Source organism: Streptomyces sp. SCA2-17 (assembly GCF_044336695.1).
The window spans coordinates 6,507,298-6,523,092 of sequence record NZ_CP117521.1 but is presented as its reverse complement, the minus strand read 5'-3'; the positions used below and the strand labels follow the sequence as shown (position 1 = coordinate 6,523,092).

General features: G+C 72.9%; 16 protein-coding genes. 7 read left to right on the top strand and 9 right to left on the bottom strand.

All coding sequences use genetic code 11. The annotated features are described in order from the left end of the window. Window positions 1–33: 33 nt before the first annotated feature. Window positions 34–1,554 carry a GMC family oxidoreductase gene (locus PS271_RS29005; RefSeq protein WP_398385969.1) on the bottom strand — a complete coding sequence of 507 codons (1,521 nt, stop codon included), beginning with the start codon at window positions 1,552–1,554 and terminating at the stop codon, window positions 34–36. A 185-nt stretch (window positions 1,555–1,739) separates the two neighbouring features. On the opposite strand from PS271_RS29005, the gene PS271_RS29000 reads away from it, so the two are divergent. Both PS271_RS29000 and PS271_RS28995 read left to right on the top strand, forming a co-directional pair. Continuing rightward, window positions 1,740–2,186, top strand: a complete 447-nt coding sequence (locus tag PS271_RS29000; RefSeq protein ID WP_398385967.1) for a hypothetical protein — start codon at window positions 1,740–1,742, stop codon at window positions 2,184–2,186. A gap of 209 nt (window positions 2,187–2,395) precedes the next feature. Further along, window positions 2,396–3,091 (top strand): DUF4097 family beta strand repeat-containing protein, encoded by a 696-nt coding sequence (locus PS271_RS28995; RefSeq protein ID WP_398385965.1) that lies wholly within the window; start codon window positions 2,396–2,398, stop codon window positions 3,089–3,091. 28 nt (window positions 3,092–3,119) lie between these two features. On the opposite strand, the gene PS271_RS28990 is transcribed toward PS271_RS28995, so the two are convergent. Continuing rightward, window positions 3,120–4,463 (bottom strand): TolB-like translocation protein, encoded by a 1,344-nt coding sequence (locus PS271_RS28990; protein ID WP_398385964.1) that lies wholly within the window; start codon window positions 4,461–4,463, stop codon window positions 3,120–3,122. A 208-nt stretch (window positions 4,464–4,671) separates the two neighbouring features. Here PS271_RS28990 and PS271_RS28985 point away from each other — a divergent pair, with 208 nt between their 5' ends. After that, window positions 4,672–5,643 (top strand): pseudouridine-5'-phosphate glycosidase, encoded by a 972-nt coding sequence (locus PS271_RS28985; protein ID WP_398385962.1) that lies wholly within the window; start codon window positions 4,672–4,674, stop codon window positions 5,641–5,643. Further along, window positions 5,640–6,563 carry a carbohydrate kinase family protein gene (locus PS271_RS28980; RefSeq protein WP_398385961.1) on the top strand — a complete coding sequence of 308 codons (924 nt, stop codon included), beginning with the start codon at window positions 5,640–5,642 and terminating at the stop codon, window positions 6,561–6,563. The genes PS271_RS28985 and PS271_RS28980 overlap by 4 nt, the downstream gene beginning before the upstream one ends. A 54-nt stretch (window positions 6,564–6,617) precedes the next feature. On the opposite strand, the gene PS271_RS28975 is transcribed toward PS271_RS28980, so the two are convergent. Beyond that, window positions 6,618–7,142, bottom strand: coding sequence for a hypothetical protein (locus PS271_RS28975; RefSeq protein WP_398385960.1), 525 nt, complete (start codon window positions 7,140–7,142; stop codon window positions 6,618–6,620). Between the two features lie 100 nt (window positions 7,143–7,242). Further along, window positions 7,243–8,322 (bottom strand): mechanosensitive ion channel family protein, encoded by a 1,080-nt coding sequence (locus PS271_RS28970; protein WP_398385959.1) that lies wholly within the window; start codon window positions 8,320–8,322, stop codon window positions 7,243–7,245. A 1,207-nt stretch (window positions 8,323–9,529) separates the two neighbouring features. Between PS271_RS28970 and PS271_RS28965 the strand changes: the two genes are divergently transcribed. Next, complete coding sequence (locus PS271_RS28965; protein WP_398385958.1) at window positions 9,530–10,285, top strand: IclR family transcriptional regulator; 756 nt, start codon at window positions 9,530–9,532, stop codon at window positions 10,283–10,285. 11 nt (window positions 10,286–10,296) lie between these two features. Beyond that, window positions 10,297–10,764, top strand: coding sequence for a nucleoside-diphosphate kinase (locus PS271_RS28960; RefSeq protein ID WP_398385956.1), 468 nt, complete (start codon window positions 10,297–10,299; stop codon window positions 10,762–10,764). A gap of 51 nt (window positions 10,765–10,815) precedes the next feature. On the opposite strand, the gene PS271_RS28955 is transcribed toward PS271_RS28960, so the two are convergent. The 5 genes from PS271_RS28955 to PS271_RS28935 are packed head-to-tail and all read right to left on the bottom strand — an operon-like array spanning window position 10,816 to window position 15,034. Further along, a complete protein-coding gene (locus tag PS271_RS28955; RefSeq protein WP_398385954.1) occupies window positions 10,816–11,451 on the bottom strand; it encodes a 2OG-Fe(II) oxygenase in 636 nt (211 codons plus the stop codon). Continuing rightward, entirely contained in the window at window positions 11,448–11,939 is a 492-nt protein-coding gene (locus tag PS271_RS28950; protein ID WP_398385952.1) for a phosphatase domain-containing protein, read from the bottom strand. The genes PS271_RS28955 and PS271_RS28950 overlap by 4 nt, the downstream gene beginning before the upstream one ends. After that, a complete protein-coding gene (locus PS271_RS28945; protein ID WP_398385950.1) occupies window positions 11,936–12,994 on the bottom strand; it encodes a GNAT family N-acetyltransferase in 1,059 nt (352 codons plus the stop codon). Before PS271_RS28945 ends, PS271_RS28950 begins: the two co-directional genes overlap by 4 nt. Before the next feature lie 22 nt (window positions 12,995–13,016). After that, window positions 13,017–13,793: a tyrosine-protein phosphatase gene (locus PS271_RS28940; protein ID WP_398385948.1), complete on the bottom strand. Its 777-nt coding sequence runs from the start codon at window positions 13,791–13,793 to the stop codon at window positions 13,017–13,019. Between the two features lie 5 nt (window positions 13,794–13,798). Next, complete coding sequence (locus PS271_RS28935; RefSeq protein ID WP_398385947.1) at window positions 13,799–15,034, bottom strand: hypothetical protein; 1,236 nt, start codon at window positions 15,032–15,034, stop codon at window positions 13,799–13,801. A 228-nt stretch (window positions 15,035–15,262) separates the two neighbouring features. On the opposite strand from PS271_RS28935, the gene PS271_RS28930 reads away from it, so the two are divergent. After that, entirely contained in the window at window positions 15,263–15,793 is a 531-nt protein-coding gene (locus PS271_RS28930; RefSeq protein ID WP_398385945.1) for a GrpB family protein, read from the top strand. Window positions 15,794–15,795: the final 2 nt, after the last annotated feature.

Here is a 15,795-nt window from a genome sequence, read left to right as displayed (position 1 = left end):
CCCCAACCGTCGACGCCGGCGTCCGGCGCCGGGCTACGCGCCCCGGATCAAGTCCGCGGCCTTCTCCGCGATCATGATCGTAGGCGCGTTGGTGTTGCCGCGCACCAGGGCCGGCATGACCGAGGCGTCGACCACCCGCAGGCCCCGTACGCCGTGCACCCTCAGCTCGTTGTCGACGACCGGTCCCATGGCGCAGGTGCCCGCGGGGTGGTAGAGCGTGTGCGCTTCCCGCCGGGCGAAGTCGAGGAGGTCCTGGTCGCTGTCCGACCGAGGTACGCGGAAGTCGGCGCGCCGGTGCGCGCGCAGGGCGGGCCGGTCCGCGATGTCGAGCAGGACCCGCAGGGCGCGCACCGCGGCCGCGCGGTCCTCCTCCGTGGACAGGTAGTGGTGCACGATGCGCGGCTTGGCGCTGGGCAGGGCCGAGCGGAGGGAGACCTTTCCCCGGGCGGTCGCGCCCAGCAGGACCGCGCCGTGGTGGAAGCCGTGGGCGGCCGGGGCGCCGAGCCCCTCGTCCTCGTACGTGGCCGGAATCGCATGGATCTGTATGTCCGGCGCTTCGAGGCCGGCCAGGGTCCGTACGAATCCGCCCGCCGGGGCCATCGCCGTCATCGGCGGCTCGCTGCTGGTGAGGTGGATGAGGGGCAGGTGCACGTGGTCCTGGAGGTTCTCGCCCACGGGGAGGTCGGCGCGGGGCGTGATGCCGAGCGCTTCGAGCTCCGCGGCGAAGCCGATTCCCGAAAGCATCAGCAGTTGCGGGGAGTTGTAGGTGCCCGCGGAGACGATGACCTCCCGTTCGGCGCGCAGGTCCACCAGCTCCCCTTGGTGCTCGGCCTCGACGCCGGCGGCCCGGCCGCCGGAGAAGAGCAGCCGGGTGCAGTGGGCTCCGGAGAGCACCGTCAGGTTCGGCCGCTCCAGGGCGGGGCGCAGGTACGCGTCGGCCGTGCTGCACCGCATGCCGTTGCGCTGGGTGAGGTCGTAGTAGCCGAAGCCGTCCTGCTCGGGGCCGTTGAAGTCCGGGTTGAACGGATGACCGGCCTCCTGCGCGGCCTCCACGTACGCGGTCAGGAGCGGGCTGCTGGAGCGGCCCCCGCTGACGGTGAGCGGGCCGCCGGCGGCGTGCCGGCCGGAGGCGCCGCCGTGGTGGTCCTCCGCGCGGAGGAAGTACGGGAAGACCTCGTCCCAGCTCCAGCCCTTGGCGCCGGCGTCCGACCAGGCGTCGTAGTCCCTGTGGTTGCCGCGGATGTAGATCGTCGCGTTGATGGACGACGAGCCGCCGAAGGTCTTCCCGCGCGGCAGGTAACAGCGGCGGCCGTCCAGGCCCGGCTCGGGTTCGGTCTCGTAGTCCCAGTCGTACTTGGTCCGGAACAGCGTCGTGAACGCCGCCGGGACGCGGATCTCCTCGGCGTCGTCGGGCGGCCCCGCCTCCAGCAGCAGGACGCGGACGCCGGGGTCCTCGCTCAGCCTCGCGGCCAGTACGCAACCGGCCGACCCCGCCCCCACGATGATGTAATCGTGGCTCTCGTGCTGTGCATCCCTTGCGCCCTGCATGGGCATGGGTGTCCCCTTCCAGGTGACCGATGCGACGGCGCTCTCATGATGGCCCCCAACCCCGGGGACGAACAGACGACCGCTGCGGCGCGGGCGGCTTGCAGGACGAGACCGGGATGAGTACGCGCACCCGTGCGTTCTGAGTACCCGGCCCGATGCGGGCAGGCCCGGGCGCAGGGTTCAGTGGACCCATGAACGACCTCACGACACAGGCACAGGCGGACGACGGACCGCGGCGGGACCGGGCCGTCGCCGACTCCGCGGGTGCCGCCGCCGCGCGGACCGGCGGCACCGGCCGCCGCGGGCCCGACGAGCAGGACGAGCGCGCCGGGGGCTCGATCGTCCTGCCCGTCGTGCTCGCAGTGCTGCTCATCCCTGGGGCCCTCCTCTTCGGCGGTCTCGCGCCCATGGCCACCGACAGCTGCGGCCCCGACCACTGCTCCCGCGCTCTCGACCAGGCCCTCTCGGATGTCTCGTACGGCCTGCACGCGACCTTCGCCGGGACGCCGGCGCTGCTCCTGACGGCCGGGCTCCTGCCGCGGCGCGCGCGGTACGCCACGGCGCGCAGGCTCACCGCCTGGAGCGCCGTGCTGCCGCCTGCCTTCGTCATTCTCAGGGTGCTCGGCTTGCCGCAATGAGCACGGCCGGGGGTGCTGCTGAGCGGGGACCGGGGATCAGGGGCCGGGGGCGGTGTCCGGGGGTTTTCCCCATGGCAGAGGTCCGGTGAGGCGCATAGTCTCGCCTGGACAGGCAGCTCCCCGCCAGGAGTACCTGGCCTTCCCTGACGTCTCATCAAGAACGGTGGATATTCCTCATGCGTGCGCGCCTCCGTCTGCTTACTGCCGCCATGACAGCCGCCATCGCTGCCGGCGGGATCAGCGCGTGCAGCATGATGCGGAAGAACTTCGACGACGACACCACCGTCACGCAGAAAATCACCTCCGTACGGCTGGACACCGGCTCCGGCGGAGTCACTCTGCGTGGCAAGGAGGGTGCCACCTCGGTGAGCCTGCACCGTTACGTGGAGTACGGCGGAGACCGCCCGGAGGGCGCCACGCATCGCGTCGAGAACGGCGTCCTCGTACTCGGCGGGTGCGACGACGACTGTTCCGTGGCCTACACCGTCGACCTGCCGGCAGGCATACCGGTGTCCGGCCGGACGACGAGCGGCGCGGTCAGCGTGTCCGAGTCGGGCGCGGTGAAGGTGCGGACCGGTTCCGGCGCCATCGACCTGGACGGCGTCAACGGCGCGGTCGAGGTGCGGGCCGGCAGCGGCGCCATCACGGGGAAGGGGCTCAAGGGCGGCCCCGTCGCGGCCAAGTCCTCCAGCGGAGCCGTCGACCTCACCCTGTCCGAGGCGCAGGACGTCAAGGCCGGCGCCGGAAGCGGGTCCGTCACTCTGGCCATGCCCGACGGGCGGTACCGGGTGACCGCCGAGAGCGACAGCGGTGGCAAGGACATCGCCTTCCACGACGACCCGTCCGGCCCGCACCGGCTCGACCTGAGCACGGGCAGCGGCGCCATCACCGTCAAGCGGTCCTGAGGGCGGCCGCCCGTGCCCGGGCCCCGGGTCATGAGACGCGGCGCAGGAACACGTCGTCGGCGTTGTTCGTGTCGCCGGGGACGAGATTGCCGGCCGAGCTGGTGAAGACCGCCGTGCGGCCCTGGCCGTCGGCTGCGACGCCGGTCGACTCGCCGTCGGCCGGGGTTCCGTCGGCCGCGACGTCGAGCCGTTCGACGGCGCCGGTGCGCAGGTCCCGCGCGTAGACGGCCTGCCGTCCGCCGGTGGGGCCGCCGGGGACCAGGTTGGGGGCGGTGGAGGTGAAGAACACCTTCCGGTTGTCGGCGCTCATGACGGGACCGCGGGAGTCGCCGAGGGCCTCGGACCCGTCGTGGGCGAGGCTGAGCCGCCGCGTGGTTCCGGTCCGGAGGTCCCGGGCGTAGACGTCCGTCGTCTGCGTGGTCTTGCCCGGTACGACGTCGGCGTTGCCGGTCGTGAAGAGCGCGTAGCGTCCGTCGGGGCTGAGGCGGATGTCGCTCGCCCCGGCCTTGCTGCCGTCGCGTTGCCGGGCGGCGAGCTCGGTCCGGCCGGTGCGCATGTCGTGGACGTAGAAGGTGCTCAGCCGCGGCCTTGCGAGCCCCGCGGCGGCGGAATCCGCGGGTTCGCCCTCGCCCAGGCCGCCCAGCGACAGGAACCCGACCTTGCTGCCGTCCGCGCTGATGACCGGCACCGCGGAGCGGGTGCCCGCCTGGCTGCCGTCCGACCGGACGCTCACCCGCTGCGTGGTGCCCTTCCAGCGGTCCCGTACGTAGACCGCCACCGGATCCGTGCTCGGGCCGGGGACGAGGTCGGTGCGGTCGGAGGTGAAGGCGACGAACCTGCCGTCGGCGCTGATGGCAGGTGCGTAGGACGCTCCCGCCTGCTGTTGTTTGTTCTCCAGCAGCAGCTCTGTCCGCCCCGTCAGGCGGTCGCGGACGAAGAGATCGGCGTCTCCTGGGCGCTTGTCCGGGGAGAGGTTGCCGGCCCGCGAGTCGAAGACGGCGTAGCGCCCGTCGGCGCTGAGCGCGATGTCGAAGGACGAGTCGTCGGCGGGCGTGCCGTCGCTCGCCACGTTCGCCTGCTCGACGGCCCCGGTGCGTAAGTCCTTGATGAACAGGTTGACGGCGTTGCGCGTGCCCGGCGTCAGGTTGGTGGCCACGGATCTGAAGGTCGCGAAGCGGCCGTCGGCGCTGATGCCGGCGGTGTACGAGTGCGCGTTGCCCTGGGTACCGTCGGCGGCGACGCTCACCCGTTCCGTACGCGGGCGCTGGTGCCCGGCGTCGCTGGTGGCGGCGGTGGCGGTGGCGGGCAGTGCGGCCACCGTGCAAGCGCTCAATGCGGCGGCGAGCAGTGCGGTTCGTGCGAGACAGCGCATGGTTCCCCTCCTGGAGCGGACTGGACTGGACTGACGTCAAGGTGAGGGAAGCCAAGCCCCGTCGAGCGGGCCCGGTCAACCCGTCTACTCGCCACTTCGGCCGGCCCGTCGGCGGCCGAGGCTTGCGATGTCACGGGCCGGGGAACGGCTCTGTGCATCAGGGATCCGGTGAGCAGCGCCGTGCTCGGCGCGACGGGAGGGGCCTGCGATGCCAGAGATGCCGGACGTGTCGGGCGGGCAGCCGGGGTGGCCGGATGTGTCGGACGGGCTGCCGGCGTGGCCGACCCTGTCGGACGAGGTACGGGAGGCACTCGCGCGGGGCCGGCCGGTGGTCGCCCTGGAGTCGACGATCATCGCGCACGGCCTGCCCGCGCCGCGGAACCTGCACGTGGCGGAGGAGCTGGAGGAGCTCGTACGGGAGGGCGGCGCCGTCCCCGCGACCGTCGCCGTGCTGGACGGGCGGCCGCGCGTGGGGCTGGACAAGGCGGAGCTGGCGCGGGTGGCGGGCGAGGACGGCTTCCGCAAGCTGGGGCACCGGGACCTGGCGCCGGCGGTCGCGGCGGGGGCGAGCGGGGCGACGACCGTGTCCGCGACGGCCTTCCTGGCGGCACGGGCGGGTATCCGGGTCTTCGCGACGGGGGGCCTGGGCGGCGTCCACCGCGAGTGGGTGCGGACCCAGGACGAGTCGGCGGACCTGCGCCTGCTGGCGCGGGTGCGGATCGCGGTGGTGTGCGCGGGGGTGAAGTCGGTCCTGGACGTGCCGGCGACCCTGCAGCGGCTGGAGACACTGGGCGTCGGCGTGCTGGGGTTCCGGACGGCGGAGTTCCCGGGCTTCTACCTCAGCAGCTCCGGCGAACCGGTGGACTGGACGGCCCGTTCCGCGACGGAGGTGGCCGATGTGCTGCGGGCCCAGGACGCGCTGGGGGGCCCGGAGTCGGCCCTGATCGTCGCGAACCCGGTTCCCGTGGCGCAGCAGTTGGATCCGGCGCTGCACGACCGGGTGCTCGCCGAGGCGCTGGCGGCCTGTGCGCGGGAGGGCGTCACCGGGCAGGCGGTCACTCCCTTCCTCCTCGGCCACCTCGTCCGGCACACCGGCGGCGCTTCCCTGGAGGCCAACGTGGCCGCGGTGCGGGGCAATGCGCGGCTCGCGGCCGAGATCGCCGTGGCGTACGCCTCATGAGGGGTGTCCGGGCCGGGGCGCTGCTCGTCGTCGGGGACGTGGTGACGGACGTCGTCGCCCGTCACCGCACGCCGCTCGTCACCGCGACCGACACCGCAGCCGCGATCGTCACGCTCCCGGGCGGCGCAGGCGCCAATGTGGCCTGCTGGGCGGCGCGTTCGGGTGCCCGGGACGTCCGCCTCCTGGCCCGGGTGGGGGCGGACGCGGCGGCGGAGCAGCACGAGCGCGCGCTGCGGGCCGCCGGGGTCAGGCCGCATCTGGTCGTCGACCCCGAGGCGGCCACCGGCACGGTCATCTGCCTGGTCGGCGCGGACGGTGAGCGGACGTTCCTCACCGACAGCGGTGCCGTCGAGCGGTTGTCGCCTGCGGACTGGAGTGACGGTTTTCTCGCCGGGGTCGGTCACCTGCACCTCTCCGGCTACCTCTTCTTCGCCGAGACGAGCCGCCGGGCGGCCCGGGCCGCCATGGAGGCCGCCCGCGCCCGCTCCGTACCGGTCAGCGTCGACCCGGCTTCCGCGGGCTTCATCGCCCGGCTGGGGGTGGACCGCTTCCTGGAGGCCGTTGCGGGAGCGGACGTCCTCCTGCCCAACGGCGACGAGGCGGCGCTCCTCACCGGCCTGCCCGGCCCGGCCGACGCCGCGGCCAAGCTGAGCCGGCAGTTCCCGCTCGTGGTGGCCACCCAGGGCGCCCGGGGCGCGCTGGTCGCCGTCTCCGGCACGGTCACGGCCCGGGTGCCGGGCCGGCCGGCCTCGGCCGTGGACACGACGGGCGCGGGCGACGCCTTCACCGGCGCCTTCCTCGCCTCCCGCCTGACCGGCGACGCCCCGGCCACCGCCGCGCACCACGGCTGCCGCGCCGGCGCGGAGGCAGTCACCCACGTCGGCGCCCGTCCGGGCGGCCGGGGCAGCGACAGTGGCTGATGCGTTCCTACGGAGCGAGGGAGGCGTCCGAGCGCGGGTCCCGTCGGGTGTCTCTCAGCCCTCCGGCGAGACGCCGAGGTCGCGGCGCATGGCGGCCCTCAAGGACCGGAGCATCTCCCAGATCTCGTACTGGGCCCGGGAGGCGCTCTCCATGGTCTCTCCCGGTCCGGGTTCTCCTCGTTCGAGGCGCTTTACCTGGCCGTACACCCGGTTCAGGGCCTGGTTGACGGTGCTCGCCCGCTCGAGGACGGCGTCGGGGGCGATCAGCTGCGCTTCGGAGTACCGGTCGCGGTGCGCGCTCTTCGCCACGTCGAGCGCCGCCCTCTCGGCGTCGTCCACGCCGCGTTCCCTCATGATGTGGAGGTGGTGGTTGAGTGCCGTGGTGAACTGCCGGGCGTCCCGGTTGAGCTCCACGTAGCACGTACGGCGGAGCGAACGGTTCTCGCGCGCGTCCTCGTGGGCGCGGACGAGCTCTATCTCCCGGCGCTTCGCGCGTTCGGAGCCGCGCTGGGTGAGCAGCGCGGCCCCCAGGGTCCCCGCGACACCGGCCACCGCGATGACCACGGCACTGGGATCCACCGGCTCACTCCTCCACGCTGTCCGCCTCCGGCGCCGTACCGCGCGCCCATCCGATCGTAGTGAGGGTGGTGCCTCTGCCCGGTCTCGGGTCCGCGGTCACTCAGCCCGTCGCGTCGGCGGATGTGCGGGGGTGGGGGATCAGGGCTTCCCCGCCCGGCTGCTGGAGGGAGACCGTGCGCGCCGGAGCAGGGATCTTGATGCCCTCCTCGCGGTAGCGCCGGTGCAGGCGCTTTACGAACTCGTGCTTGATGCGGTACTTGTCGCTGTACTCTCCGACGCCGAGGATCACCGTGAAGCCGATCCGGGAGTCGCCGAAGGTGTGGAAGCGGACGGCGGGCTCGTGGTCGGGGACGGCGCCGGCGATGTCCTTCATCACGCTCTCGACGACCTCGTTGGTGATCCGCTCGACGTGTTCCAGGTCGCTGTCGTAGCCGACGCCCACCTGGACCGTGACCGACAGCTTCTGCTCGGGGCGGCTGAAGTTGGTCATGTTCGTGCCGGCGAGCTTGGCGTTCGGGATGATGACGAGGTTGTTGTTGAGCTGCTCGACCACGGTGATGCGCCAGTTGATGTCACGGACGTAGCCTTCCTCGCCGCTGCTGAGCCGTATGTAGTCGCCGGGCTGGACCGTCTTCGAGACGAGGATGTGGACGCCCGCGAAGAGGTTGGCCAGGGTGTCCTTCAGGGCCAGGGCGATCGCGAGACCGCCCACGCCGAGGGCGGTGAGCAGCGGGGCGATGGATATGCCGAGGGTTTCCAGGATGATGAGGAAGCCCATCGCCAGGATCCCGACGCGGGTGATGTTGACGAATATCGTGGCCGACGCGGCCACGCCGGACCTCGACTGCGCGACGGACCGCACGAGCCCGCTGACGACCCGGGCGGCGGTGAACGTCGCCGTCAGCATGACGAAGGCCGTCAGCGCCTGGTTGATGGTGTGGCCGACCTGACTGGTCAGCGGGAGCGCCGCGGCCGCCGACGCCACGCCGCCCGCCACCGCGGCCCACGGGGCGACGGTGCGCAGTACGTCGACGATGATGTCGTCGCCCTCCCACGCGGTACGGGCGGCCCGTTCGCCGAGCCAGCGCAGGATCACGCGCAGCAGGAGGGCTACGGCCACGCCTGCGGCCACCGCGATGCCGGCGACGACGGCGTCGTGCAGGGTGAGGTCACGGGTCACCGGTGACCCCCTGCCGTTGCGGAGAACGGAGCGACGGCGTCGCAGCCTGCCGGAAGCGCGGAGTAGTGGTTCGTCACCTTGTACCTGTCTGTCCTGACGGATCGTGAGTGCGCGGGGGCCCACGGAAGTGGATCACCGCGACAGGACATCCTGCACCACGCCCGATGCGCCCCTGCGCGCCCGGGTGGCGATCGGCCGCGCGGTCGCCACGGGCTCCGTCAACGACGCTCGGCTGTAGGGGCGTTGCCGCCGCACGCTCCTCCGCCGGCCGAAACACGTCGACAGCCGCCCGCTACGGAAGCAACCGCACCTGAAGGCGACTGAAGTCAATCGGGATTCTCCCGGAGGTAACACCCGAAACTGAAGTTTGAGCCATGTCTTAAACGTCGGCGGAGCAGAGGCGCCCCCACGCTCCCACGACCGGCAAATCTCCGCAAATATCACCAAAGGTGAAACGCTACTGGAGGGTTTATGACGGTGAGTCGCCACCCGGGAGGACGAAAGGTGGCCGGAACATTAAGTCGTGGACGCACAGGGCTGTAACCTGATGAGAAGTCATTTGCAGCGCGCGATCATCGGCGATTCCCCTCACGTGCCGCGCAGGCTCCAGGCGTGGCTCTTCGCTCTTCGAGCCGGAGCCCCGGCGGGCAGGCCCCTTTGCGCGAGTGATCAGCCCTCAATGCATGACGGGGATCATGAGACTTTGATCCTTTCAAGACCGAGAACAGCCCCTATCTGCTCGCGAGCCTGATTTCCGGCCGCATACCGGCCCGACGCCTGACAGTAGCCGCTGCGTAACGCTCATAACCGGGGGGTCAGTTGAGTCAGAACGCCGGACACGCATTACCCGCGCACCCACCCCGCCCCGGTTCGGCGATCCGCCGGACCGGCCGCACCTCTCCGCCCTGACAGCAGCCATCAGCCACGCCGAGACGCAGCCGGAACACAGCTGAGCACCGTCGGCCTCGGTGAATGCAGCCGTGCCCGGAATGCCCCGGACCGGCCCGCTGCCCCACTTGCCTGCTGATTTCCGGCCCGGTGCGCCCCGGGAGTGCCGGCGTACCCCTCTTCACCATGCCTGCATTCGCTCCGGGCGCTTCCACCGTAAGCCGCTCACGGAAACTCCAGCCGCTCATCAAGAAAATGGACTGCTTCTCTGCACATTCCGCCCCGCCGTCGCCCTGCCGCCGATCAGGAGAACACTCACTTGACCGACCAGACGCGTACCGCACGCTCCATGCTCTCCCGAGGGCTCTCCATCCTGAACTGCTTCCGTCCGGGGGAATCCGAGCTGGCCCTGTCCGAGCTCGCGCGCCGTGCCGACCTGCCCAAACCGACTGCCCACCGCCTGATCGCCGAACTGGTGGACGCAGGAATGCTGGAGCGCGGGGACAGGGGCCTGCGCCTCGGGCTCAACCTGTTCACGCTGGGCACCCGTGTGCCCCGGCAGCGCAGGCTGAGCGAACTGGCACGCCCGCATCTGAAGCGGATGCGGGACCTCACCCGGCAGTCCGCCTTCCTGTTCCTGCCGGACGGCCTCGACCCCGTCATGGCGGACGGCGTGTGCGGCGGCCCGGCAGGTGTGCCCTGCCCCCCGGCGGAGGGCGAGGCGGCGGCGCGCGCGGTCATGACGCTCTTACGGGTCCACCACGCCCGGCTCGCCCCCTCCGGCGCCGGCCCCGCCGAACGGTCCCGGCCGCTTCGCCGTGCCGCTCGCGCACCGTCGTCCGTGGAGCTGGCTCGCGTGGCGGAACAGGGCTTCGCCATCGCCCGGTGCGGACCGGAGACCATCGCGGTCGCCGTGCCCGCGTTCGGTGCCAGCGGTGTCCTGATCGCCGCGCTCGCCGTCGCGGGGGCGCCGGAGCGGACACATCCGGCCAGGGCGGCCTCGCACCTGCGGGCCGCCGGCACGAAGCTGTCGCGCGCCTTGAGTAACACCCCCGGCCTGGTACCCGCACCGTGATCCCCCGGTCCGTGCCCGGCTTCCTCCCGCCCGTCACCCGGCTGAGGTTCCTGCCCCGGCCCGCCCGTGAAGGGCCGGCACCCTGCGACACCGCCCGGGACACCCACGTGCTCGTCAAGCCCGACGGCGTAAGCCGGGGCCTGGCCCAGGAAGTGATCCGGTCTCTGCGAGAGGCCGGACTGACCGCCGAACCGGTGGGCAGTCTCCGGCTGACCCGGGCTCAGGCCGAATGCTGGTATCCGGAGAAGCTCAACGAGCCGGACGGCCCCCTCACGCTCGCCTATCTCAGCGAGGGGCCCATGCTGCTGCTGGCCGTCACCGGGGACGACGCGCTGCGCCGGACGTGCCGCGTCAAGAAGGACCTACGCCGCCGGTTCCGGGCGGACGAGCGGCGGAACGTCGCCCACTGCCCGGAGACGCGCGGCGAACGGGACCACGAGAGGGCTGTGTTCGGCCCGCTCCTGCGGCCCTGCCAGTAGGGGCGTGCCCCACCGGCCGCCCCCGCCGGCCCGCTCGTCCCGCCGGGCGGCTCACTCACGGCGGAAGACCACCTGGGCCGAGAACCGCTCCTGACCGCGCGTCCCCTCACGTACCCGCTCCACGGCGTGCCAGCTGTCCTCCCGGCGGACGAGGAGGACTCCGGTGTTGGCCACGGGAGCGACCCGCCGCACCACGTCGTCACCGGACGAGGAGCCCAGCAGCAGCAGATCGCCGCCCTGCCCCGCGGGCCATGCCTCGTTGAAGTACAGGACGTGGGTGACGAGTTTCTCCGGCTTGTCGACGTGCGGGTCCAGCCAGCAGCTCGGGCCATAGCGCCAGAGGTTCACCTCGAGGGGCGCGCCGTCGAGTCGCAGGCCCGTCAGCCCGGCGACGGCCGCGCGGTAGGCCGGTTCCGTCACTTCGGCGACGAAACGCCGCCAAGGCCCGGCGAGTCCGGCGGCGCCGTCCTCGCCGTCGCCGGCAGGGTGCAGCGGGCGGTGGTACATGGCGTACGACTTGTCCGGTCCTGTGCGTGTGACCCTCCGGAACCCGTCCCGCGGAAACGTCCGGCACAGCGCGTCCGCGTCGGCCGGGCGGAACGTGTCGCGGACGTGGTACCAGCGGAAGGGGGCCTCCTCGGCCGCGGTGCCGTCGAAGGAGAGCAGGGACAGGGATGGCGTGCTCAACGGGTCTCCCCCGCACGCAGCGGCTCGGAGGCGCCGGGAGTCAGCTCCTGCTCGACGTCGAAGAGGAAGCGCTGCAGCTCGGCCGCCCCCACCGCGTAGTGGCAGTACTCACGGCGGACGCGCTCCAGCGCGGTCTGCGCGCTCGCCCCGCCCAGGACGATGTCGAGGCAGGACAGCACGGTCCCCGTACGGCCGTGCCCGCCGTAGCAGCCCACCTCCACCGTGAACCCGTCCTCCAGTGCGGCAGCGGCCTGTTTGACCAGGCTCACCAGCAGGGAACGCTCCCCCGGAGCCTGGAGCGTGGGCCAGTACACGAAGTGCGTGGCGCGGGCGTGCGTCGCGCCACGCCACCGCTCGTCGAGATAGAGGCCGATGTCGGCCGGTTCGGTGCGCGGCGCCTGCCGGCGGCGCTCCTCGCTGTCCAGCGACGTGCCCCACGCCTCGTACGCGCCCACCCGGTAACGTGTCCTCCAGTGACGGTCCTTCATGGCGTCCTCATGTCTTCCTTCTCGTCCTGTGCCGGCGGTGCCGGCGCTCGCTTGCCGGCGGTCGCCCCGGGAATCCAGTAGCCGGCCGTGTGGTATTCGTCCGGGCCGAAGGCCGCCTTGAAACGGGTCACCGACGTGCCGGGATAGGTGTCGCCCATGTGGAGCGCCCGTGCGCCGCGGGCGCAGGCCTCCTCGATGACCAGGTGCAGCAGGTACGGGGCGGCGCGGGTGGGCGCCGCCAGGGCCTTGTCCATCGCCCCCTGCCAATAGACGACGTGGGGGCCCTGGTGCAGCGTCAGCACCGCGGCGGCCGCCTCCCCGCCGTGACGCGCCAGCCAGATGCGGCAGTCGCGGCCCAGCCGACCGGCGACGGTGGCGAACTTCGCCGGCGGGTACTTCTCCTTCACCCGCCGGCGCAATTCCCCCGGCGGCTCGTCCGACTGGCGGTCCCAGCGGTCTGCCGACAGCTCGAAGAGCCGGCAGAACTCCGGGAGGAGGCGGCCCGTGGCGTCGTGTTCCACCGTCAGCCCGGCCCGCTCGGCGCGCCGTACCGCGGTACGCAGCGTGCCCCGGAAGCGGTGCCGCCACACGTGGCCGAAGCCGTCTTCCAGATTCAGGATCTGGGTCAGCCGCGGAACGCGCCGGGTGCCGGGCGGAAGCAGCCGGTCCCACAGGGCCGTCGACGTGGGGTGCGGACGCAGGTAGACCCGGTCCGCGGGCAGGGCCGCCAAGTCGTCCAGCACGGCCCTTGCGCGGCCGGGAGTGAGCGCGCCGGGAGCCGGGAGCACGCCCCCCACGCCCCAGCCCGCCGGCCACGACGCGTACTCCGCACGGGCCGGGTCGGTGGCACGCGCCAGGGGCACGAGGAGCCCGGTGCCGTCGGGCCAGGTGTAGAGGCGTGTGGCGTCCTGCCAGCCGTGCGTGCACACGGCCGCTCGCCAGCCCGGTGTCTGGCTCGGCAGGGCGTCGCGGGCCGCTTCGGCGAGCAGGTCGTGCCACAAGCTGTCCGGCACCGGCGTCCGCACCCGTACGCCGGCACCCGGTGCGCGGCTCATGGCGTGCCTTTCACGGCATGACTCATGGTGTGCCTTCCTGCGCGTCCGCGGCGCCGGCCGGGCGCCGGGGACGAACGGCGGCGGGCGGGGGTTCGGTCAGCAGTCCGCGCACCCGCTCCACGTCGTCCTCCGCGACGCCCGCGGCCTTCAGCGCCTCTTGGACGCTGCCGTGCCGGGCGTTCACCTCGGCCAGCCAGCGCTCCATCGTCAGCGGCGAGGTGCGCAGCCGGGAGAGGTACTCCTCGCGAGTGTGGCCGCGCCGCAGCCACTTGTCCTGGAAGCGGTCGGCATGGGCGATGAGGTCGGGCATGCCGGCGGCGTAGTCGGCGGCGATCTCGTGCGGGGGCGCGCCGGCGAGCGACAGCAGAGCCGCTACGACTGCGCCGGTGCGGTCCTTGCCGAAGTGGCAGCACAGCAGGAACGGGCGGTCGGCCGCCCCGGCGAGCGCCCGGAACAGGCGCGGCCAGCTGCCGGAGGCAGCTTCGGTGAGGATTCCGTGCAGGTAGCGCGTACGGTCGGCCACGCCGGGCCGGCGGGCGGCGATGCTGTCGCGCGGATAGCCGGTCAGCGGCACGCGCAGCCAGTGGACGCCGCGGGCGAGCAGTCCGCCCGGCGGCCCGTAGCGTGCCACCTCGGGGTCCGACCGGAGGTCCAGTACGGCGGTCAGGCCGTGCCGGTCGACGAGGACGCCGGCCTCGTCCGCCGTGATCGCGGTCGGGTCGCCGGAGCGGTGCAGGAGGCCCGGCCGCAGTCCGGCGGCCCGCGGCATGCGGTAGTTGATCCCGGGAGCAGTGGGCACGGCGCTCACCCGGCCCGGGCCGGCAGAGCGAGCGCCGCGGTGACCTCGTCCCAGAACCCCGGGAAGCCGGCGTTGACGTCCGGACCGTAGGAGACACTGACGCAGGGCAGTGCGCCGAGTGCCGCGAGGACGTCCGAGCGCACGGCCGGCTCGGGGCGCGGGCGCGGCAGCAGGCCGAGGTAGTCGGTGAAGTGCCGCAGGTCCGGCCCGGCCAGCAGGGAGCCGTCGAGGACCGCCGCGCGGTCCGTGACGGGTTCGATGTCCCAGCCCCTGCGGTCCCGTTCCGCCCGGGGCAGCACGATGCCCGCGGGGCGGGTGTCCGTGGCCACGGCGGCTCCGGTCAGCGCCGTGAACTCGTCCAGGTCCGCAAAGAGCCGCTTACGCGCCTCGGGCGTGGTGCTCCAGGCGGCGTCGGCGGGCACCCGCGGCGTGCCGGAACCGTGCCGGCGCAGCGATGCGCGCTCGAAGTCCTCGCGGGCGGGATGGCCGGCGAGCAGGGCCGTGGCGATGCCGACGCGTTTGGGCCAGCCCCGCAGGACCGGCGGCGAACCGGTGCCCGGCGCCCAGGCGACGAGGGTGTCGTCGGACACGAAGTCCGCGCCGCACAGGGTGACGGCGAGGAAGGCCAGCGACGATTTGCCCCGGTGCTTGGGTCCCAGCATGAGGACCGAGGAGCCGTTCACGGCCACGGCCGATCCGTGCAGGAAGACCGTCCCGCGGCCGGTGAGCTGCGCGCCGAGGAGCGTACCGAGGAACCGGACGACGGCCCGTACGGAGGCGGGACCGGTGTCAGGCGTCTCCGCAGTCACCTCGGCCGTCGGCTCGCCCGTCACGCCGGCCGTGGCCTCTCCCGTGCCGGGCGTCGCGGTGATGACGAGGGACGCGCTGTCAGCCTCGCCGTCCCGCAGGAGCACGGTCCGTTCGGCGGAGCGCTCCAAGACGACGAAGCGGGGCCCGTCGCGGTGCACGATCAGCTGCGGCGCGGCGTCCAGGTCGCGCGGGCCGGGCAGGGCCGGGTTTCCCGGGGCGGCCGTGACGGTCAGGCGCGGTGCCGACGGGTTCACGACGCCGCCCACCTCGAACAAGGGGTGCACCAGAGCGCTGATCGCCGCGCGGAGTCCGGGAAACGCGCTGTGTACGGTCAGTTCGGCCGGTGGCGCGGCGAGCCGGAACGTCTCGGCGGTGGCCGGGAGCGGACGGGGCTGCCGGGGGCGGGTCAGGGGCGATGCGGCGACGGCCATGGGCCTCCTTCGGAGGGGTGTGGGCGCGCTCGGGCCCCGCGGATCCTGACGCTGTGATGATGGCCGATCCCGGCCGGGCCGGAGAAGGAGGTGTTCCCCCGTGTGGAACGGCGATGCGAGGAGGGGCCTTTTCGTTCCGCCTGACGGAACACCCGGGTGCGGGAGGAAGGTCGAAGCGCACGACGGTTGAGGGGCGCGGCGCTCGTGGACACGGCTAGGGTGCGGTCCGTGATCGAGATCGTGGAGTACGACGCGGCCTGGCCGGCCCGCTTCGCGGATCTGGGGTCCCGGCTGCGCGCCGGGCTCGGGGACGTCGCGCTGCGCATCGACCACATCGGTTCGACCGCGGTGCCGGGACTGCGGGCGAAGCCGGTGATCGACGTCCAGGTGTCGGTCGGGGCGCTCGAGCCCGCTGTCTTCCGCGCGCCGCTGGAGGCAGCCGGGTTCGCGTTCCGTGGCGGCAACCCCGACCTGACGAAGCGGTATTTCCGTGAGACGTCCGGCCCGCGCACCCATGTGCACGTCCGGCGGGAGGGCAGCTTCTCGCAGCAGCTCTGCCTGCTGCTGCGCGACTACCTCCGGGACTCCCCGGCGGACGCGGACTGGTACGGAGCGCGGAAGGCTGTACTGGCCGGACGGTACGGCGGGGACCGGCGTGCCTACACGGCGGCGAAATCCTCGGTGGTGTGGGAGCTGGCGCACCGGGCCGACATCTGGGCGCAGGCGCGCGGGTGGCAGCCCGGTCCGAGTGATGCCTGATG

Bases quoted from the DNA above. Each gene is read 5' to 3' on its own strand.
- PS271_RS29005 (WP_398385969.1), bottom strand. From the start codon at position 1,554: ATGCCCATGCAGGGCGCAAGGGATGCACAGCACGAGAGCCACGATTAC.
- PS271_RS28985 (WP_398385962.1), top strand. From the start codon at position 4,672: ATGCCAGAGATGCCGGACGTGTCGGGCGGGCAGCCGGGGTGGCCGGAT.
- PS271_RS28995 (WP_398385965.1), top strand. From the start codon at position 2,396: ATGACAGCCGCCATCGCTGCCGGCGGGATCAGCGCGTGCAGCATGATG.
- PS271_RS28950 (WP_398385952.1), bottom strand. From the start codon at position 11,939: ATGAAGGACCGTCACTGGAGGACACGTTACCGGGTGGGCGCGTACGAG.
- PS271_RS29000 (WP_398385967.1), top strand. From the start codon at position 1,740: ATGAACGACCTCACGACACAGGCACAGGCGGACGACGGACCGCGGCGG.
- PS271_RS28935 (WP_398385947.1), bottom strand. From the start codon at position 15,034: ATGGCCGTCGCCGCATCGCCCCTGACCCGCCCCCGGCAGCCCCGTCCG.
- PS271_RS28945 (WP_398385950.1), bottom strand. From the start codon at position 12,994: ATGAGCCGCGCACCGGGTGCCGGCGTACGGGTGCGGACGCCGGTGCCG.
- PS271_RS28990 (WP_398385964.1), bottom strand. From the start codon at position 4,463: ATGCGCTGTCTCGCACGAACCGCACTGCTCGCCGCCGCATTGAGCGCT.
- PS271_RS28980 (WP_398385961.1), top strand. From the start codon at position 5,640: ATGAGGGGTGTCCGGGCCGGGGCGCTGCTCGTCGTCGGGGACGTGGTG.